Genomic DNA, 17,280 nt, shown 5'->3' with positions numbered 1-17,280 from the left:
CTACTGCGCGGTGATGGTGTTGGCGGGTTCCGGCATGGCGAGGAACCCGTTGATCCAGGTGTTGCCCAGTTCGGTCTCGTTGTGCAGGGCGTGGACGAACTGCTCGCGGGTGGCGCCGCCGGATGCGGCCTCGGTCAGCCGGGACGTCTGTGCTTCGGTCAGCGTTGGGGTCCAGCCTGCCAGGCCGACCAATTCGTCGGCGGAGGTCTTTCCCAGGTCGGGGGCGAACGCGGTGGTGTAACCGATCGCCTCGGCGCGGGCGGCGGCCCACCGCCAGGCGGCGGTCACTACGGCGTGCATGACGTCGATCCGGTCGGCGTTCAGACTGATCAGCCGCTCAACGGTGAGCAGTTCGGCGTGGGCGGCGTACAGCGCCGACCACAACCGGCACAGGTGCTCCTCGTGTTCGGAGACCTCCCACGCGAACGGATCGGCCTGCACCGGCTGCCTGCTGCCGACCGGTGCGAGCCGGGGCGCGATCATCGGCAGGCGTGTGAATCGGTCGGCGTCAGCCAGCAGTTCCCAAGCGACCCGTTCGATCAGCTTTGGCTCGACCCGCTTGCGGAAATGATGCACCTCATGCCCGGCCAGTTCGGCCGCCCGCTCGCGGCGCACGGTCAGGTTCTGGCCGGGCTCGGACGGCGGCAACCCGAACAAGGCTCGGGCCGCGGTCGCGTATCGCGTGTCGGAGAAGCGGGCGAGCAGACCGCGTAGCGTGCCGTCCAACGCCGCGGTCCGGCTGGCCACGTCGGCGGAATCCACCGCCCTCGCGGTGATCCCGCGCAACTCCAGCAGCACCGGGTCGACGGCGGCCGGAGTGACCGGCAGCCCGTGTCGCACCAGGCGGCCGACTGCAACGATCACCTCAGGCTCTAGTGGGCTTTTTCTGGGCATGAAAACAGTCAAGCACGATGCCCACAAAATGCCCAGCATTTGGCCCGCGCTGCCGGGGTGGTCAGGTGACGTAGCGCTCGAAAGTGACGGTGTCGCCGGAAACGTGGTGCAGGACGGCGAAGCCGCCCTTGGCGATGTTGCGGTCGCCCATGCCGTACGGCGCACGACGGGCCATGCCCAGCAGCTCGGGCAGGACCTTGCCGTGGCTGCACAACACCGCCGCCCCGCGCCCGGCGAGCAGATCACGCACGATGCGTTCCGCCTCGCGCGCGTCATAGCCGCTCTCCGACAGCGCCGTCTCCTCGCGCACCTCCAGCCCGTGCCGTTCGGCGTACGGCTCGAGCGTCTGCGTGCAGCGATCACTGTGCGAGCTGACCAGGACGGCCGGGCGGTAGGCCCCGAGCACCGTGGCCAGGATCTCGGCCTGGGCGCGGCCGCGCTCGTCCAGCGGGCGCCGGTCGTCGTCGCCCTTCCACTCCTGGCGGGAGCCGGCCAGCGCGTGCCGCAGCAGGATCAGCGGCGTGGTGACGAGGGGAGCGGCGCCGACGGCCCGCAGCAGGCCGCGGTCCCACGCGTGGGTCAGGCGCCGCCGCGCCTCCGCGATCGGCAGCCAGGCGATCTCGTCGACCTCGTCGCCGTCGGCCGCGGCCTCGTCGTCATCGAGAGCGCGGGCGAGCCAGTAGTCCACCCGCTTGAGCCGGTCGTCGTGCCTGTAGTGCACGGGCGGGAGCGCGCGGCCGAGCACGACCCGAAGGCCGGTCTCCTCCCGCACCTCACGCAGGGCCGCCGCGACGACGTGCTCGCCGCGCTTGAGCTTCCCCTTGGGCAGGCTCCAGTCGCCGTACGCCGGCCGGTGCACGAGGGCGACCTCCGGGGCGTCCTCGTCCCCCCGCCAGACGACCGCCCCGGTCGCTCTCACCATGCCAGTCGTCGTCATGTCGGCCGTCGCCATCATTCCGTTCCGTCGTCCACGGCCCGCCAGCGGCGGCTCGCGATGAGGTGGTGCTGGAGGTCGACCTCGCCCCGGTGCCGCAGCCACTTGCCGTCCGAGTGCAGCGTCCACGTGGTGGTGGTGTCCTCGAACGCCATGTCGAGCAGATGGGACAGATATCGGCGGTGCTCGGGGCTGGCGACCTTGACCAGCGCCTCGACCCGCCGGTCCAGGTTGCGCCGCATCAGGTCGGCGCTGCCGATCCAGATCTCCGGCCGCCGCCCCCCGCCGAACTCGTATATCCGGGAGTGTTCGAGGAAGCGGCCGAGCACACTGCGTACGCGGATGGTCTCGGACAGGCCCGGCACGCCCGGGCGCAGGGTGCAGATGCCGCGTACCCACAGGTCCACCGGCACCCCCGCCTGCGACGCGCGGTACAGCGCGTCGATGACGGGCTCGTCCACCATCGAGTTGGTCTTGATCCGGATCCGGGCCGGGCGGCCCGCCACCCGGTGCGCGATCTCCTGCTCGATCCGGGCGAGCAGGCCCTGGCGCAGCGAGTCGGGCGCGACCAGCAGCCGGCGATACTCCGACTGGTGGGAGTAGCCGGTCAGGTGGATGAACAGGTCGGTGACGTCCTCGCCCACCTGCGGATCGGCGGTGAGCAGGCCGAAGTCCTCATACTGCCGGGCCGTCTTGGGGTTGTAGTTGCCGGTGCCGATGTGGCAGTAGCGCCGCAGCTCGCCGCCCGCCTCCTGCCGGACCACCATCGACAGCTTGCAGTGGGTCTTGAGGCCGAGCACGCCGTACACGACGTGGCACCCGGCCGTCTCCAGCTTGCGCGCCCAGGAGATGTTCGCGTGCTCGTCGAACCTCGCCTTGATCTCCACCACGACCACGACCTGCTTGCCCGCCTCCGCCGCGTCGATCAGCGCGTCCACGATCGGCGAGTCGCCACTGGTCCGGTAGAGGGTCTGCTTGATCGCCAGTACGTCCGGGTCGGCCGCCGCCTCCTCCACGAACCGCTGCACGCTCGTGGCGAACGAGTCGTACGGGTGGTGGATGAGGATGTCCCGCTCGCGCAGGGTGGCGAACAGGTCGTCCTCGGCGCTGATCGCCTCCGCAGGGACGAACGGCCGGTAGTGGAGCTCGGGGCGGTCGAGGTCGGCGATGGCGTGCAGCCCGGTCAGGTCGAGCGGCCCGGGTAAGCGGTAGATCTCGTTGTCCGCCACGCCCAGCTCGTCCACGAGCAGTTCGAGCACCTCGGGGGTGATGGTGTCCTCGACCTCCAGCCGCACCGGCGGCCCGAACCGGCGGCGCAGCAGCTCTCGCTCCAGCGCCTTCATCAGGTTCTCCGTGACGTCCTCGTCGATCTCCAGGTCCTCGTTCCTGGTGACCCGGAAGACGTGGTGCTGCACGATCTGCATGCCCTTGAACAGCTCGCCCAGATGCGCCGCGATCACGTCCTCCAGCGGGACGAACCTGCTCGGCGAGGCGGTCACGAACCGGGGGAGCTGCGAGGGGACCTTCACCCGCGCGAACACCGTGTGGCCGTTCGCCGGGTTCCGCACCATCACGGCCAGGTTCAGGGACAGGCCCGAGATGTACGGGAAAGGGTGGGCGGGGTCGACGGCCAGCGGCGTCAGGACCGGCCGGATCCGCTCACGGAAGAGTTTGCGCAGCGCCGTCCGCTCGTCCCTGGCGAGGTCGTCCCAGCGGACGATCGCGATGCCCTTCTCCGAGAGCGCGGGGCAGAGGCGCTCGTGGAAGACCGCCGCGTGCCTGCGGGCGAGCTCGTCGGCGACCGTCGCGCTCCGCGACAGCGCCTCGCTCGGCTTGAGCCCGCCCGTCGTCCGCAGCAGCAGGCCGGTCGCCATTCGCCGTTTCAGCCCGGCCACCCGTACGCGGAAGAACTCGTCCAGATTGCTCGCGAAGATGGCGAGGAACCGGACGCGTTCGAGCAGCGGAAGCGAGGAGTCCTCCGCCAGCTCCAGGACGCGCTCGTTGAACTGGAGCCAGCTCTCCTCCCGGTTGAGGAACCGATCGCTGGGCAGAGGGGCGTGCGCGGGGAGGTCGGCCTCCTCCGGCTCACGGGCGGGGGGGCTTTGGGCGGACATATGACGAAATATGCCCTCAAATATTGAACATAACGTTAACGCCGTAGCAACGAAAGCCTCAGGTCGGTTCCCCCGAACACGTCCCGCGCGTCGACCTGCCCGCCCTGCTTCCCATGACCGCCCACGGGCCGCCGGCCGGAAGGTCAGATCTCCCCGTGGTGTTGCCGGTCGAGTCCCTTGCCCCGCTCGCGCGCCAGGCGTTCCAGCTCCCTGGTCCGCTCGCGTTGGCGGCGTTCGAGTTCCTTGGCGCGTTCGCGCTGCTCACGTTCCTGCGCCTTCTCCTGCTCGCGGCGGAGCTTGTCCTGCTCCTTCATCTGCCGTTCGAGTTCCTTGGCGCGTTCGCGCTGCTCGCGTTCCTTGGCCTTCTCCAGCTCGCGCTGCTGGCGTTCGAGCTGCTTGGCGCGTTCGCGCTGCTCACGCTCGCGTGCCTTCTCCTGCTCGCGACGGAGCTTGTCCTGCTCTTTCGAGTCGCGTTCGGCGGGTCTCGACGCACGGGTGTCCACGGTGGGGGACAGGACCAGGCCACGCGTCGCGCCGGTGAGCACGGGATTGGCGTCCAGGCCCGTCAGGCCGTTCCACGACAGGTTCACCAGATGGGCGGCGACCTCCTCGCGGCGCGGTTTGCGCACGTCGAGCCACCACTGTCCGGTGAGGGCGGTCATCCCCACGAGCATCTGGGCGTACATCGGCGCGAGCTTGGGGTCGTAGCCGCGTTCCTTGAACTCGTCCGCCAGCACGTCCTCCACCTGGCTGGCGATGTCGCTGATCAGGCTGGCGAAGGTGCCCGTCCCCGAGGCGGCGTGGGAGTCGCGGACCAGGATGCGGAAGCCCTCGCTGCTCTCCTCGATGTACTGCAGGAGGGCGAGCGCGGCCCGCTCCAGCTTGACGCGGGCGTGCGAGGCCGACAGGGCCTGGGTGACCAGGCTGAGCAGGCGCTGCATCTCCCGGTCGATGACGACGGCGTAGATGCCTTCCTTGCCGCCGAAGTGCTCGTACACGACGGGCTTGGACACCTTGGCGCTGGCCGCGATCTCCTCGACCGACGTGCCGTCGAAGCCCTTGTCCGCGAACAGGGCACGGCCGACCTGGATCAGCTGCTCGCGCCGCTCCGCGCCGGTCATGCGTCTGCGGGATCGGGAGGACTCGCTCACGGGTTCCATCATGGCGGGTGCGGCGGCCCGAACCCGGTTCGGGCCGGTCTCCGTTCTTTTCGAAGGAGTCGCCGTTTTCTTGGAAGGAGCCGCCGGACGCGCCGGTACGGCCACCGCGGAGGCGGGGGCCGTACGAGTGCCGGTGCCGGCCGGTGCCGGGGGTACGGAGGGCGCCGGCGGAGAAGCGGGCGCCGCTCTGAGGGATGCCGGTGTGAGAGATGCCGGTGTGAGGGACAGGGCCGCCGCGTTCAGCGGAGCGGCCCTGCCGTCAGCGCTGACAGAGTCGTCAGGCAATGCGCTTCGCCGCCAGCCGCTCGGGCGTCGGCCAGCGCACGTCGTGGGCCCATCCGGCCTTCTCGAACCAGCGGATGAGACCCGCGCTGAGGTCGATCTGGCCCTTGAGTGCGCCGTGCCGGGCGCAGGTCGGGTCGGAGTGGTGCAGGTTGTGCCACGACTCGCCGAACGACGGGATGGCCAGCCACCACACGTTGCGGGACTTGTCACGCGACTCGAACACCTCTTCGCCGAACACGTGGCAGATGGAGTTGATCGACCAGGTGACGTGGTGCAGCAGTCCGATCCGCATCAGCGTGCCCCAGAAGAAGGCGGTCAGCGCGCCCTGCCAGGACCAGGTGATGAGGCCGCCCAGGGCCGCCGGGAGCAGCAGGGAGGTGATCGCCAGCGTCGGGAACCACCGGTGCAGCTTCATGATGTCCGGGTCCTTGAGCAGGTCCGGGGCGTACTTGGCGCGATTGACGCGCTCGACCTCGAAGAGCCAGCCCACGTGCGCGTAGAGCAGACCCTTGCACATCGACTTGAAGCCGGGCCCGAACCGCCACGGCGAGTGCGGGTCGCCCTCCTTGTCGGAGAACTTGTGGTGCTTGCGGTGGGCGGCGACCCAGTCCAGCACCGACATCTCCAGCGAGAGGCTGCCGGCGATCCCGAGCGCGATCTTCAGACGCCGGTTGGCCTTGAACGAGCCGTGCGTGAAGTAGCGGTGGAACCCGACCGTGACCCCCAAGCCGGACACGATGTAGAAGACGCCGGCGATCGCCACGTCCGTCCAGCCCAGGCCCCATCCCCAGGCGAACGGCACCGCGACGATGACCGCGAGGATCGGAAGGCCGACGACGAGTGCGAAGACGACCAGATCGGCTTTGCTCTTGCCTTCGGGTTCAAAGTCCGGCTTCGGCTGTGGGGAGGGACGGTCGGTCAGGACGGTCATGGGCTACCTCACGAGATGGGAAGAATTTCTGGCTACGCAACCGTAACCTACGCCATCGTAAGTTAGGAATTCCTAAGAGCGAATGTGTGGAAGGTGACGCTCCGGGACGCATCTGGTGGCGAATCCACGCCTTGCACCAACGGTCGGCCATCTGGTAACGCCTCATGCTTGCTTCCGGCCGCGCCGTCGATGCCGCGGCGTCCACCGCGACTTGCCCGCAATGTCCTCTCCGTAACATCCAAAATCGCCGCACTTTGCGCTATGCAGCAGCGACGTGCCGCTGATCGTCACGCATGGCCGGCCGGGCTCGGTCGCGGAGTTCCCGCGGGTCATCGGCCCGCTCACCGACCCGGCGGCGCACGGCGGCGATCCGGCAGCGGCCTTCCACGTCGTCGCCCCGTCGACCCCCGGGGTCGGGCTTCTCCGGCCCCACCACGGAGACCGCCTGGGACCTGCGGCGGGTCGAGCGGGCGTGGGCGGAGCTGATGGACCGGACGGACCTGGCCCGCGAGCTGCCCGAGGACGCGGTGGACCTCGACCGGATGCTCACCGATGTGAGCATCTACTGCTCCACCGAGACCGCCGGGCGGCGGCGTCGTCGTCGAGGTGGCATTGGTGGGTGCGGACGGGCGCTGACGGCCGCTGACTTTTTGGGGGCGCGCGGCGAGGGGTCGGCTTGTATCCTGAGTGCGCGGATTCCGGCGACGGCCGAAATCCGACAAAACGGGACGTTTCGTCCTTCCCGGGTCGTCTAGGGGCAAGACTACAGATTTTGGTTCTGTCAACGGAGGTTCGAATCCTCCCCCGGGAGCCTGTTCATCCGTCCGTTCGCGCCCCAGGGGGGCTGGTTCCCTCCTGGGGGACGGCAGGTAAGCTCACCTTGTCGAGCGGGTGACCGTGCGGTTCCTGGGTAGTGGACGCGTGGAAGCCCCAGATTCGTGTCACCACGATCCGTGTAGTAAGCCGCGACGCCGAGGGAGCCTCAGTCCGTGAGTGTGCCGCGCCCGGCAGCCGTGATCGTCCTCGCCGCGGGCGAGGGCACCCGGATGAAATCGAAAACCCCCAAGGTCCTCCACGAGGTCTGCGGCCGAGCGCTCGTCGACCACATGCTGGCCGCCGCGCGCGGCCTGTCGCCCGAGCGGCTGCTCGTGGTCATCGGGCATGCGCGTGAGCAGGTCGGCGCCCACCTGGCGACGACCGCGCCGGACGTGCGTACGGTCGTGCAGGACAAGCAGAACGGCACCGGCCACGCCGTGCGCACCGCGCTCGAAGCCGAGGGTCCGTTCGACGGCACCGTCCTGGTGACGTACGGCGACACGCCGCTGCTGCGCACGCAGACCCTGGCGGCGTTGCTCGACCGGCACGCCGCCGACGGCAACGCCGTCACGGTGCTGACCGCCGTCGTGCCCGACCCGACCGGCTACGGCCGCATCGTGCGCGACGAGGACGGCGCGGTGCTGGAGATCGTCGAGGAGAAGGACGCGACCCCCGAGCAGCGCGCGATCAGCGAGATGAACTCGGGCGTGTACGCCTTCGACGGCGCGCTGCTGGCCGACGGCCTGAAGCGGATCGGCGCCGCCAACGCCCAGGGCGAGGAGTATCTGACCGACGTGCTGGCCATCCTCCGCGAGGACGGCCACCGGGTGGGTGCGCACGTGGCCGCCGACCACGCCGAGGTCGAGGGCGTCAACGACCGGGTCCAGCTCGCCTTCGTCCGGCGCGTGCTCAACGACCGCATCCTGGAGGCGCACATGCGCGCCGGGGTGACCGTCGTCGACCCTGCCAGCACGTGGGTCGACGCCGAGGTCGTCATGGAACCCGACGCCGTGATCCACCCCGGCACCCAGCTCAAGGGGGCCACGAAAATCGGGGCGGGAGCAGAGGTGGGGCCGGGCGCCACGCTGACCGACACGGTCGTCGGCGAGGAGGCCGTCGTGCGCAACACCGTCGCCGACGGCGCGGAGATCGGTCCCGGCGCCGCCGTGGGCCCCTTCGCCTACCTGCGCCCCGGCACCGTGCTCGGGCTCAAGGGCAAGATCGGCGCGTTCGTCGAGACCAAGAACGCGCGGATCGGCGAGGGCTCCAAGGTCCCGCACCTGACGTACGTCGGCGACGCGACGATCGGGATCGGCTCGAACATCGGCGCCGCGTGCGTCTTCGTCAACTACGACGGCGTCGCCAAGCACCACACCGTCGTGGGCGACCACGTACGCGTGGGCAGCGACAACATGCTCGTCGCACCGGTCACGATCGGGGACGGCGCCTACACGGCCGCCGGATCCGTGATCACGTCCGACGTGCCGCCCGGGGCGATGGCGGTCGCCCGCGGCAAGCAGCGCAACATCGAGGGCTGGGTGACGCGCCGCCGCGCCGGCACCCGGTCCGCGGAGGCGGCCCTGCGGGCGATCGAGGCCCGCGACGCGGCCGCGGCGGACGGCGGCGACCCCGCCGGTGACTAGAGCCCGTGACTAGGGCCGGCGACCAGGGCCGGCGAGCAGGACCACCTGCGGCCCGCCTCCCCGCGGGCCGTACGGGGACAGGAAAGAGTACGAGGCGCGGTTCGACCGCGTAGCGCCGAAGGGCCAGGCCAGGAGGACACCGTGACCGACCACATCGACCGGGAGAAGGGGTTTTCCGGCCCCTGGCGAGGCGAGGGAACGGCGCCACGGCCGGTCCGGCCGCACCAGGCCCGACACGGCGAACAGGCTCGACACGCGAGGAGCGCGGCATGAGCGGCAAGAAGACGACCGGCGAGCGGAATCTGATGTTCTTCTCCGGCCGGTCCCACCCCGAACTGGCCGACGAGGTCGCGAACGAACTCGGCGTCGAGATCACCCCGACCGCACTGCGTGACTTCGCCAACGGCGAGATCTACGTGCGATACCTGGAGTCGGTGCGCGGCTGCGACGCCTTCGTCATGCAGAGCCACACCGCGCCGATCAACCAGTGGATCATGGAACAGCTGATCATGGTGGACGCCCTCAAGCGGGCCTCCGCCAAGCGGATCACGGTGATCATGCCGTTCTACGGCTACAGCCGGCAGGACAAGAAGGGCCGCGGCCGCGAGCCGATCACCGCCAGGTTGATGGCCGACCTGTTCAAGCAGGCGGGCGCCGACCGGATGATGTCCATCGACCTGCACACCTCGCAGATCCAGGGCTTCTTCGACGGCCCGGTGGACCACCTGTTCGCCCTGCCGGTGCTGATCAACTACCTGCGCGGCAAGCTCGATCCGGCGACCACCACGATCGTCTCCCCCGACACCGGCCGCGTACGGCTGGCCGAGCGCTGGTCCGACAGCCTGGGCACGCCGGTGGCGTTCATTCACAAGCGGCGCGACCTCGACGTGGCCAACCAGGTGAAGGTGCACGAGGTCGTCGGCAAGGTGCGCGGCCGGACCTGTGTGCTGATCGACGACATGATCGACACCGGCGGCTCGATCTGCAAGGCGGCCGACGCGTTGTACGAGCACGGCGCGACCGACGTCATCGTGGCCGCCACGCACGCCATCTTCTCCGACCCGGCCGTGGACCGGCTCAAGAACTCCCGCATCTCCGAGGTGGTCGTGACCAACACGCTGCCCATCCCGGAGGAGAAGAGGTTCGACAGCCTCACGGTCCTGTCGATCGCCCCGCTGATCGCCCGGGCGATCACCGAGGTCTTCACCGACGGCTCCGTCACCAGCCTCTTCGAGGGCGACAGCTGAACCGCGCCCCGGGCCCCGGCCGCATCCGGGGGCCCGGGGGCCGGTAGTCAGTAGTAGACGCCGTTCATCGCCGCACGCACTTCGCCGAGCGTGGCGTCGGCGATGGCGGCGGCGCGCTCGTTGCCGTCGCGGAGCACCCGGCGGATGTGGGTGCGGTCCCGGGCCAGATCGGCGCGCCGAGCCCTGATGGGCGCGAAGTAGCCGTTGACCGCGTCGGTGACGACGGACTTGAGCGCGGCCGCGCCCCTGCCGCCGATCTCCTCGGCCACCTCGTGCGGGTCGCGGCCGAGGCACAGCGCGGCCAGGAGGACCAGGCTGGAGACCTCGGGCCGGCCCGCCGGGTCGTACGCGATGTGACGTTCCGCGTCGGTCTTCGCGCCGCGGATCAGCCTGGCGGTCTCGTCGGCGGTCGCGGCCAGGGTGATGGCGTTGCCCCGGCTCTTGCTCATCTTGCCGCCGTCGGTCCCGAGCAGCAGCGGCGCCGCGGACAGCAGGGCCTCGGGCTCGGGGAACACGGGCTTCGAGGCGGCGCCGTAGCGCTTGTTGAAGCGGCGCGCGACGGTGCGGGCGACCTCCAGGTGGGGCAGCTGGTCCTGCCCCACGGGGACGAGGCCGGCCTTGCAGAACAGGATGTCGGCCGCCTGGTGAACCGGATAGGTGAACATCAGCCCGCTGACCGCCGACTGACGCGAGTGCGTGATCTCGTCCTTGACCGTGGGGTTGCGGCTCAGCTCCGCGACCGAGATCAAACTGAGGAACGGCAGGAGCAGCTGGTTGAGGGCCGGGATCGCGCTGTGCGTGAAGATCGTGGCCCGGCCGGGGTCGATGCCGATGGCCAGGTAGTCGAGCACCAGGTCCTCCACGCGCTCGGCGAGCCGGTCGGCGACGTCGCGATCGGTCAGCACCTGGTAGTCCGCGACGAGCACCATCATGTCCACGCCCAGGTTCTGAAGGCGGACGCGGTTGTGCAGGGTGCCGAAGTAGTGCCCCAGGTGCAGCCGGCCGGTCGGCCGGTCGCCGGTCAGCGCCCGGAACCGTCCCGGCCGCTCAAGGATCTGTCTCTCCAGTTCGGCGCTGCGCCGTTGCGCGGCCGGTACGCCGAGATCGTCGGACGCGGTGATGTCGAGGCTCGCGATCATGTGGTCTCTCCCTTGGCAGGTGGTCCGCCGTCCGCGATGGCGACCCCTCGTCCAGGGAGCACGAAAAAGGGCCGTCCATCCGAACGGCCCGGTCGTACGCGTGTGAGATGGCCGCTCCTATGTGGAGCGCCACCAGCCCTGACACGACGTACGAATCACGCGGCCAGTGTAACCACCCGCCACGGGCCGGCGGGAGCCCCCGGGCGACGCGGGCCGTGTCCCTGCCGCGTCCCCCGCGGGTGTGAGCGCCTCGATGAGCGACGCGGGAAACACCGAGCGAGCCGGAGGGGCGCGCCGCCGGTCTGGACGGAGGAACGCGCGCAGCGAGGAACGAGCGAGCGCGTGACGAGGGCGTTGCCCCTGGCGCGCCTCCGGCACGACCCGGCGGGTGTGAGCGCCTCGACGAGCGGCGCGGGGCTTGCTCATGGCGCGCCTCCGGCACGACAACCGGTAGGCTGTGAGGGTTGCGCTCGTAACGCCTTCCGCTAGGGCGGGTGAGGGGGAGCGCGCAAATCCGCCGATCGAGTCATCCCTAGGAGATGTGCCGTGTCCGAAGTACTCATCGCCGCCGAGCTTCGCAACGAGTTCGGCAAGGGCGCCGCCCGCAAGATCCGCCGGGCGAACAAGGTCCCCGCTGTCCTGTACGGCCACGGCACCGAGCCCAAGCACCTGACCCTCCCCGGCCACGACCTGCTGCTCGCGCTGCGCACGCCGAACGTGCTCATCCGCCTGCGGGGCGAGGGCGTCGACGAGATCGCGCTGCCGAAGGGCGTCCAGCGCGACCCGATCAAGGGCTTCCTCGAGCACGTCGACCTGCTGCTGGTCAAGCGCGGCGAGAAGGTCACCGTCGAGATCCCGGTCACCGTGACCGGCGACCCGATCGGCAGCGCCATCGTCGAGCAGCAGCTCGTCACGATCTCGGTCGAGACCGAGGCGACCCACATCCCGACCGGTGTCGAGGTCGACGTGGACGGCAAGGACGCCGGTTTCGCGGTGCACGCGAGCGACCTGAACCTGCCGGAGGGCACCACGCTGGCCGGCGACCCCGAGGCCCTGGTGCTGCAGGTGATCGGTGCCCCGGTCGCCGAGCTGCCCGAGGAGGGCGCGGCCGCCGAGGGCGAGAGCGCCGAGGCCGCCGAGTAGCACCTGTTCGTGAGAGAGTCCTCCACAGGGTGTCCTGTGGAGGACTCTTCCGTGTGAGGCGACAGAGGAGACAGCGATGTCCGACGCGGCCACGCAGCGGTGGCTGGTCGTGGGCCTGGGCAACCCCGGGCCGGAGTACGCCGGGAACCGGCACAACGTGGGCTTCATGGTGCTCGACGAACTGGCGGCCCGGGTGGGCGGGCGGTTCAAGGCGCACAAATCGCGGGCCGAGGTGGTCGAGGGCCGTCTGGCCGTGCTCCCTGTGGTGCTGGCGAAGCCGCTGTCGTTCATGAACCTGTCGGGCGGCCCGGTCAAGGCGCTGGCCGACTTCTACAAGGTCGTCCCTGACCGGGTGATCGTGGTCCACGACGAGCTCGACATCCCGTACGGCGCGTTGCGCGCGAAGACCGGTGGCGGGGACAACGGCCACAACGGCCTGAAGTCGATCACGAAGTCGCTGGGCACGCGCGACTATCCGCGCATCCGGTTCGGCATCGGCCGACCGCCGGGCCGCATGGACCCGGCGACGTTCGTGCTGCGCGACTTCGCCACGGCCGAGCGCAAGGACCTGCCGTTCCTGGTGGACCGGGCCGCCGACATGGTGGAGTCGCTGATGACCGCCGGTTTGGAGGCGACGCAGAACCGCTTCCACGCCGCCGACCTCAATCCGGCGAAGCCGCCCCGCTGAGACCCGGTGAGCTCGTCCCACTGCGATCCGGCGAAGCCGCCCCGCTGAGATCCCGCGGAGTCGCCCCGCCGCCGTCGCTCGCGTCGCGCTGCCGGACGGCGCCGGGCCACAGCATGAGGTTCTGCAGCAGCTCCGCCTGCTCGATGGCGTCGTCGAGCGCGTTGTGCGTGTGCGGGCGCTTCGCGCGCACCTCGCGCGGCATCTGCCGCTTGGTCGCCCAGGCCACCGGCACCACGGCTTTGGCCGCGTACAGCGTCTTGATGTCGATGCACCGCGAGTGCCCGAAGGGCGACTCCCCGGTGAAGCGCAGGAAGTACCAGTACATCCACATCCAGTCGTACGACAGCGGGAAGGCCGCGAGCACCGGAAGGTCGTCGCCGCACACCTCACGCACCCAGGCCGCCGCCGCCGTCATCGCCTCGGCCGGGTCGCGTCCCTCGCGCAGCAGGGTCGTCCGGTCGAGACCGCTCACCGCCAGCGCCTCCGCCACGTAGTCGTCGCTTATCGGCCGTAACTCGGCGTAGAACGTTCGGGACTCCGGGTCGGTCCGCTCGAACCGCCGCCCGGTCATCCGGCCGGCTACGGTCATGCCGAAGCTGACCATCGAGTACGGCCCCGGAATCGGGCCGTCCGCCTCGACATCAACCGATATATACGTTTCGGCTTTCAATGATCTCCAGCCGCCGGGAATCCCGGCCGTCCGTGGCCGGGAGGAATGGTCATCCCCTGCGCCCGGACGATGGTCCGGACGTCTCCGCTTGGCAATGTACCCCTTGGCGATCGCTGGACAGCGTCTGGAGGCGTCGGCGGGCGCCCCCGGCGGTGGCAGGCCCGGCGTCCCCCGGTCCGCCCCCCTTGCGGGCAGGGTGCGGGCAGGGTGCGGGCGGGGCGCCGGAGCCCTGCCCGCACCGCACGTCAGGCGATCACTGCGCGCGGATGGTGCCGACGGGAAAGATGCCGAAGGGATCCAGAGGCACGGACCGCGCACGTCCTTCGGGCCGTCCTACCTTCCCCAGCCGCCCTTGACGGTCACCCGGATCCGGGCGCTGTTCGACACCCTCGCCGCCTCGCTGCTCTCACGCACGGTGTACGTCGCCGTGGGGCCCCGTCCGGAGAAGCCCGGAGAAGGGGTGAAGACGACCTTTCCCGAGGCGTCGGTCGTGAACGTTCCGCCGAGCACGGTGAAGCTCGTCTGACGTCCCTCGGTCGCGGGGTCCAGGTCGATCGAATCCGGATCGATCGTGGCGTCGTAGGCGATGTCGTTGGCGGTGACGTCGATCGTGACCGCGGTCTGTGAGGCCGTGGTGGCCGCGTCGTCGTCGGCCACCGGCGCGAAGGGCCCTGGCGCGAGGCCGCGCATCTGCGAGGCGGCGTTCCCCAGGGTGAGGCACACCGGGCCGGGGCAGTTGACGGTGTAGCCGTCGCTGTAGGGCACGATCTGGCCGGAGATCTCCTCGTTGATCTGCCAGAAGGCGAAGCCCGCGCCGCCACCGGTCCTGAACGCGTCCGTCCAGTCCTTGTAGGCGGGGTTGCGCACGGCCCTGTTCAGCAGGCCGAAGGCGCTGAGCACCACCGGCTTGCCGATTTCGCGGCTGTCGGCGAGGTGCCTGGTGATCCAGGTCGTGCCCCAAGCGGCGTCTTTGCCCCACTTGTCCGGAAAGAGCTGCAGGGACATCAGGTCGATCTCCGGCAGCCCGGCCAGAGCGAGTGTGTCGACGCCCTTACCGCAGTTGTCCGTCGGGTCGGGGCCACCGGGGTCGGTGCAGTAGAAGCCCTCGTCACCCGCGCTCAGCAGATGTCTGCCATCGACCGACTTGATGTACCGGGACATCTCGTCCGCCCAGGCGGTGATCGTGGCCGCGGTGCAATCGGGCGAGGTGGGCAAGCCGTCCTCCGTCCCCTCGCACCGGGGCGCGTCGGCCAGCTCCCACGCCATGATCGTGGAATCGTTCTTGTAGGCGACGCCGGTCAGCGTGTTGACCCGGTTGAGCAGGTGGCTGATCCAGTCCTTGAACCAGCCCTTGATCGTCGTGTTCGTGTAGAACTCGTCGTGGTACTGCCCGCCGGCCCAGCGGACGTACTGGTCCATGCCGCCGTAGCCCGTCCAGTCGTTGACGAGCGGGATGATCACCTTGGCTCCGGATCTCTCGGCCACCGCCAGCACCCGGTCGAGCTTCCGCAGACCGTCGTCTCCGTCGTTGTAGGCGGGGCCGGTCCCGTCCCAGTACTGGAAGTAACCATCGGAGGCGCCGTCCTGCTCGCCGATCTCCTTCGAACCGGCGACGCGGATCACATTCAGGCCGGCCGTTCGCGCGCGGCTGAGGACGCTGCCCACCGCCTCGGGACTGCTCTGGGCGAGAAGTTGATCATTGGCCCCGGCGAAGCGCCACGGGGTGCCGGTGTCGCCGATCGTGAGCTGGGTGCCCACGCGCTTGACGAAGGTGCGGCCCCAGGGGGCCCGGGAAGGGCCGGGGTCCGCCATGGCGGGGGTCGTCACCAGACTCGTGAGCACGGCGAGCGCGGTAAGTGCCGTCGCCGTCCGTAATCGTCTCATCGACGCTCCTTCGTAGGGGGAGGCCCAAGGCCCATCGGGCGCGTGCAGGCCCGGCTCATCCTGGTTATCACAGGCGCGATCTTGATAAAAGCGCATTTCACGGGTTACGGGCGATCGCCTGCTCCGGCGCCGTGGTGTGAACCGTCTACTTGATCGACGCTGAAAAGCGTCGCTCGAAGCCGGAAGTTGCATGGAATCTCCCTGTGCCGCCGGGTCGGGCGGCTAGCATTCCCTCACGCTCGGTAGTCGTTGAAACCGCGGGGGGCGACAGTGCTGGACGGTGACACGTCCTCGGTCGCCGTCGGCACGGCACGGGAGACGCGTGCCCATCCGATGTCCCGGCCGCCCGCGTGGGCCGTCCGATATCGGCGCACCGCGGCCGCGTGCGACATCGTGAGTGCTCTGTCCGCGGGGGTCGCCGGCGTGGTGATCCGGTTCGGCGAGGTCGCCCCGTACGTGATGCCGTATGTGATGGCGAGCGCCGCGCTGCCCGCCGTCTGGGCGCTGATCCTCATCCTCAACCGCGCGTACGAGCCGCGGCTGATCGGCGTGGGTGCGGAGGAGTTCCGCCGGATCGCGCGGGGCGGCTTCATGCTGGTCGCGGGCGTCGCGATCGGCGCGTACGCGTCGAAGACCGACATCGCCCGCGGCTGGGTCCTGATCGCGCTGCCGCTCGCCGCCGCGTTCACCCTCGGCGCCAGGTACGGCCTGCGGCGGCGGCTGCACCGCAGGCGGGCCAGGGGAGAGGGCTGCATGCGCAGGGTGGTGGCGGTGGGCCACCGGGCGGCGATCGCCGAACTGGTCGGCACCTTCAGGCGCGAGCGCTACCACGGGATGGAGGTGGTGGCCGGCTGCGTCCCCGCCGGTGCCACGGGCCGGGTCGCGGACGTGCCGGTGCTGGGCGACTTCACCGATGTGCCGCTGGTGGTGGAGCAGGTCCGGGCGGACACGGTGGCGGTGCTCGCCTGCCCCGAACTGGACGGCACGGCGCTGCGCAGGCTGGCTTGGCGGCTGGAGCGCACGCGCACCGATCTCGTGGTGGCGCCCGCGCTGATGGAGGTGGCCGGCCCCCGGACCGCGATCCGGCCCGTCGCCGGGCTTGCGCTGCTGCACGTGGAGCATCCGGAGCTGGCCGGAGGGCGCCGGCTGGTCAAGGACGTGTTCGACCGGCTGGTCGCCGCCACGGTGCTGGTCGTGCTCGCCCCGCTGCTGGCCGCCGTCGCCGTGGCCGTACGGACGACCAGCCCGGGACCCGCACTGTTCCGCCAGCGGCGGGTCGGCAGGGACGGCGCGGAGTTCACGATCCTCAAGTTCCGCACCATGCGGCGCGACGCGGAGGCCCGCAAGGTCGAGCTGGCCAGCGACGCCGACGGCGTGCTGTTCAAGGTGCGCAGGGATCCCCGGGTGACCCCGCTGGGCGCCGCGCTGCGGCGTTACTCACTCGACGAGCTGCCGCAGCTGATCAACGTGCTGCGCGGCGACATGTCGCTGGTCGGGCCGCGCCCGCCGCTGCCCGAGGAGGTCGCGCGGTACGGCGACGACGTGCGCCGCAGGCTCGTGGTGCGGCCGGGGCTGACCGGGCTGTGGCAGGTCAATGGCCGGTCTGACCTCTCATGGGAGGAATCGGTACGGTTGGACCTACGTTATGTCGAGAACTGGTCTCTCATGCTGGATCTGCAGATCTTATGGAAGACGTGGTCCGCGGTGGCGCGCGGGGCGGGAGCGTACTGAG

At 70.2% G+C, this 17,280-nt stretch carries 14 protein-coding genes, 1 tRNA gene and 1 pseudogene; 8 read left to right on the top strand and 8 right to left on the bottom strand.

Features of this window, described 5'->3' with window-relative positions; translation table 11 throughout:
* The 5 genes from AB0O28_RS27330 to AB0O28_RS27310 form a co-directional block, all read right to left on the bottom strand.
* Positions 1-864, bottom strand: coding sequence for a hypothetical protein (locus AB0O28_RS27330; protein WP_363644914.1), 864 nt, complete (start codon positions 862-864; stop codon positions 1-3).
* Positions 865-955: 91 nt separating this feature from the next.
* Positions 956-1,831: an NUDIX hydrolase gene (locus AB0O28_RS27325; RefSeq protein ID WP_363644912.1), complete on the bottom strand. Its 876-nt coding sequence runs from the start codon at positions 1,829-1,831 to the stop codon at positions 956-958.
* Positions 1,832-1,845: 14 nt separating this feature from the next.
* The gene (locus AB0O28_RS27320) at positions 1,846-3,942 is read right to left on the bottom strand and encodes an RNA degradosome polyphosphate kinase (RefSeq protein WP_363644910.1); all 2,097 of its coding nucleotides are present in this window, start codon (positions 3,940-3,942) and stop codon (positions 1,846-1,848) included.
* A 143-nt stretch (positions 3,943-4,085) separates the two neighbouring features.
* Positions 4,086-5,102 (bottom strand): TetR family transcriptional regulator, encoded by a 1,017-nt coding sequence (locus tag AB0O28_RS27315; protein ID WP_363644950.1) that lies wholly within the window; start codon positions 5,100-5,102, stop codon positions 4,086-4,088.
* Between the two features lie 277 nt (positions 5,103-5,379).
* Positions 5,380-6,318 carry an acyl-CoA desaturase gene (locus AB0O28_RS27310; RefSeq protein WP_363644908.1) on the bottom strand — a complete coding sequence of 313 codons (939 nt, stop codon included), beginning with the start codon at positions 6,316-6,318 and terminating at the stop codon, positions 5,380-5,382.
* Between the two features lie 274 nt (positions 6,319-6,592).
* Here AB0O28_RS27310 and AB0O28_RS27305 point away from each other — a divergent pair.
* The 5 genes and pseudogenes from AB0O28_RS27305 to AB0O28_RS27285 all read left to right on the top strand — a co-directional run.
* Positions 6,593-6,812, top strand: a pseudogene (locus AB0O28_RS27305) (epoxide hydrolase); the annotation flags it as partial.
* Positions 6,804-7,073 (top strand): hypothetical protein, encoded by a 270-nt coding sequence (locus tag AB0O28_RS27300; RefSeq protein WP_363644952.1) that lies wholly within the window; start codon positions 6,804-6,806, stop codon positions 7,071-7,073. The pseudogene AB0O28_RS27305 and the gene AB0O28_RS27300, both read left to right, overlap by 9 nt.
* Positions 7,059-7,129: transfer RNA gene (locus AB0O28_RS27295), tRNA-Gln, on the top strand. Before AB0O28_RS27300 ends, AB0O28_RS27295 begins: the two co-directional genes overlap by 15 nt.
* Positions 7,130-7,307: 178 nt before the next feature.
* On the top strand, positions 7,308-8,777 hold the full coding sequence (glmU, locus tag AB0O28_RS27290) for a bifunctional UDP-N-acetylglucosamine diphosphorylase/glucosamine-1-phosphate N-acetyltransferase GlmU (protein ID WP_363644906.1): 1,470 nt from the start codon (positions 7,308-7,310) through the stop codon (positions 8,775-8,777).
* 269 nt (positions 8,778-9,046) lie between these two features.
* Positions 9,047-10,024 carry a ribose-phosphate diphosphokinase gene (locus tag AB0O28_RS27285; protein ID WP_363644904.1) on the top strand — a complete coding sequence of 326 codons (978 nt, stop codon included), beginning with the start codon at positions 9,047-9,049 and terminating at the stop codon, positions 10,022-10,024.
* Between the two features lie 47 nt (positions 10,025-10,071).
* Here AB0O28_RS27285 and trpS read toward each other — a convergent pair whose 3' ends face one another.
* Positions 10,072-11,163, bottom strand: coding sequence for a tryptophan--tRNA ligase (gene trpS, locus AB0O28_RS27280; RefSeq protein WP_363644902.1), 1,092 nt, complete (start codon positions 11,161-11,163; stop codon positions 10,072-10,074).
* A 546-nt stretch (positions 11,164-11,709) separates the two neighbouring features.
* On the opposite strand from trpS, the gene AB0O28_RS27275 reads away from it, so the two are divergent.
* Entirely contained in the window at positions 11,710-12,306 is a 597-nt protein-coding gene (locus tag AB0O28_RS27275; RefSeq protein ID WP_363644900.1) for a 50S ribosomal protein L25/general stress protein Ctc, read from the top strand.
* 76 nt (positions 12,307-12,382) lie between these two features.
* Complete coding sequence (gene pth / locus AB0O28_RS27270; RefSeq protein ID WP_363644898.1) at positions 12,383-12,994, top strand: aminoacyl-tRNA hydrolase; 612 nt, start codon at positions 12,383-12,385, stop codon at positions 12,992-12,994.
* On the opposite strand, the gene AB0O28_RS27265 is transcribed toward pth, so the two are convergent.
* Together AB0O28_RS27265 and AB0O28_RS27260 are read right to left on the bottom strand one after the other, a co-directional pair.
* Entirely contained in the window at positions 12,969-13,583 is a 615-nt protein-coding gene (locus AB0O28_RS27265; RefSeq protein ID WP_363644896.1) for an exonuclease, read from the bottom strand. The genes pth and AB0O28_RS27265 overlap by 26 nt on opposite strands.
* Positions 13,584-13,997: 414 nt before the next feature.
* Positions 13,998-15,548 carry a cellulase family glycosylhydrolase gene (locus AB0O28_RS27260; protein WP_363644894.1) on the bottom strand — a complete coding sequence of 517 codons (1,551 nt, stop codon included), beginning with the start codon at positions 15,546-15,548 and terminating at the stop codon, positions 13,998-14,000.
* A 333-nt stretch (positions 15,549-15,881) separates the two neighbouring features.
* On the opposite strand from AB0O28_RS27260, the gene AB0O28_RS27255 reads away from it, so the two are divergent.
* The gene (locus AB0O28_RS27255) at positions 15,882-17,279 is read left to right on the top strand and encodes a sugar transferase (protein WP_363644948.1); all 1,398 of its coding nucleotides are present in this window, start codon (positions 15,882-15,884) and stop codon (positions 17,277-17,279) included.
* The last annotated feature ends 1 nt before the right edge of the window (position 17,280 follow it).

The organism is Microbispora sp. NPDC088329 (assembly GCF_040685655.1).
Lineage (GTDB): Bacteria > Actinomycetota > Actinomycetes > Streptosporangiales > Streptosporangiaceae > Microbispora.
Note: the sequence above shows the minus strand (reverse complement) of the source record. Positions and strands in the feature narration are given on the sequence as shown.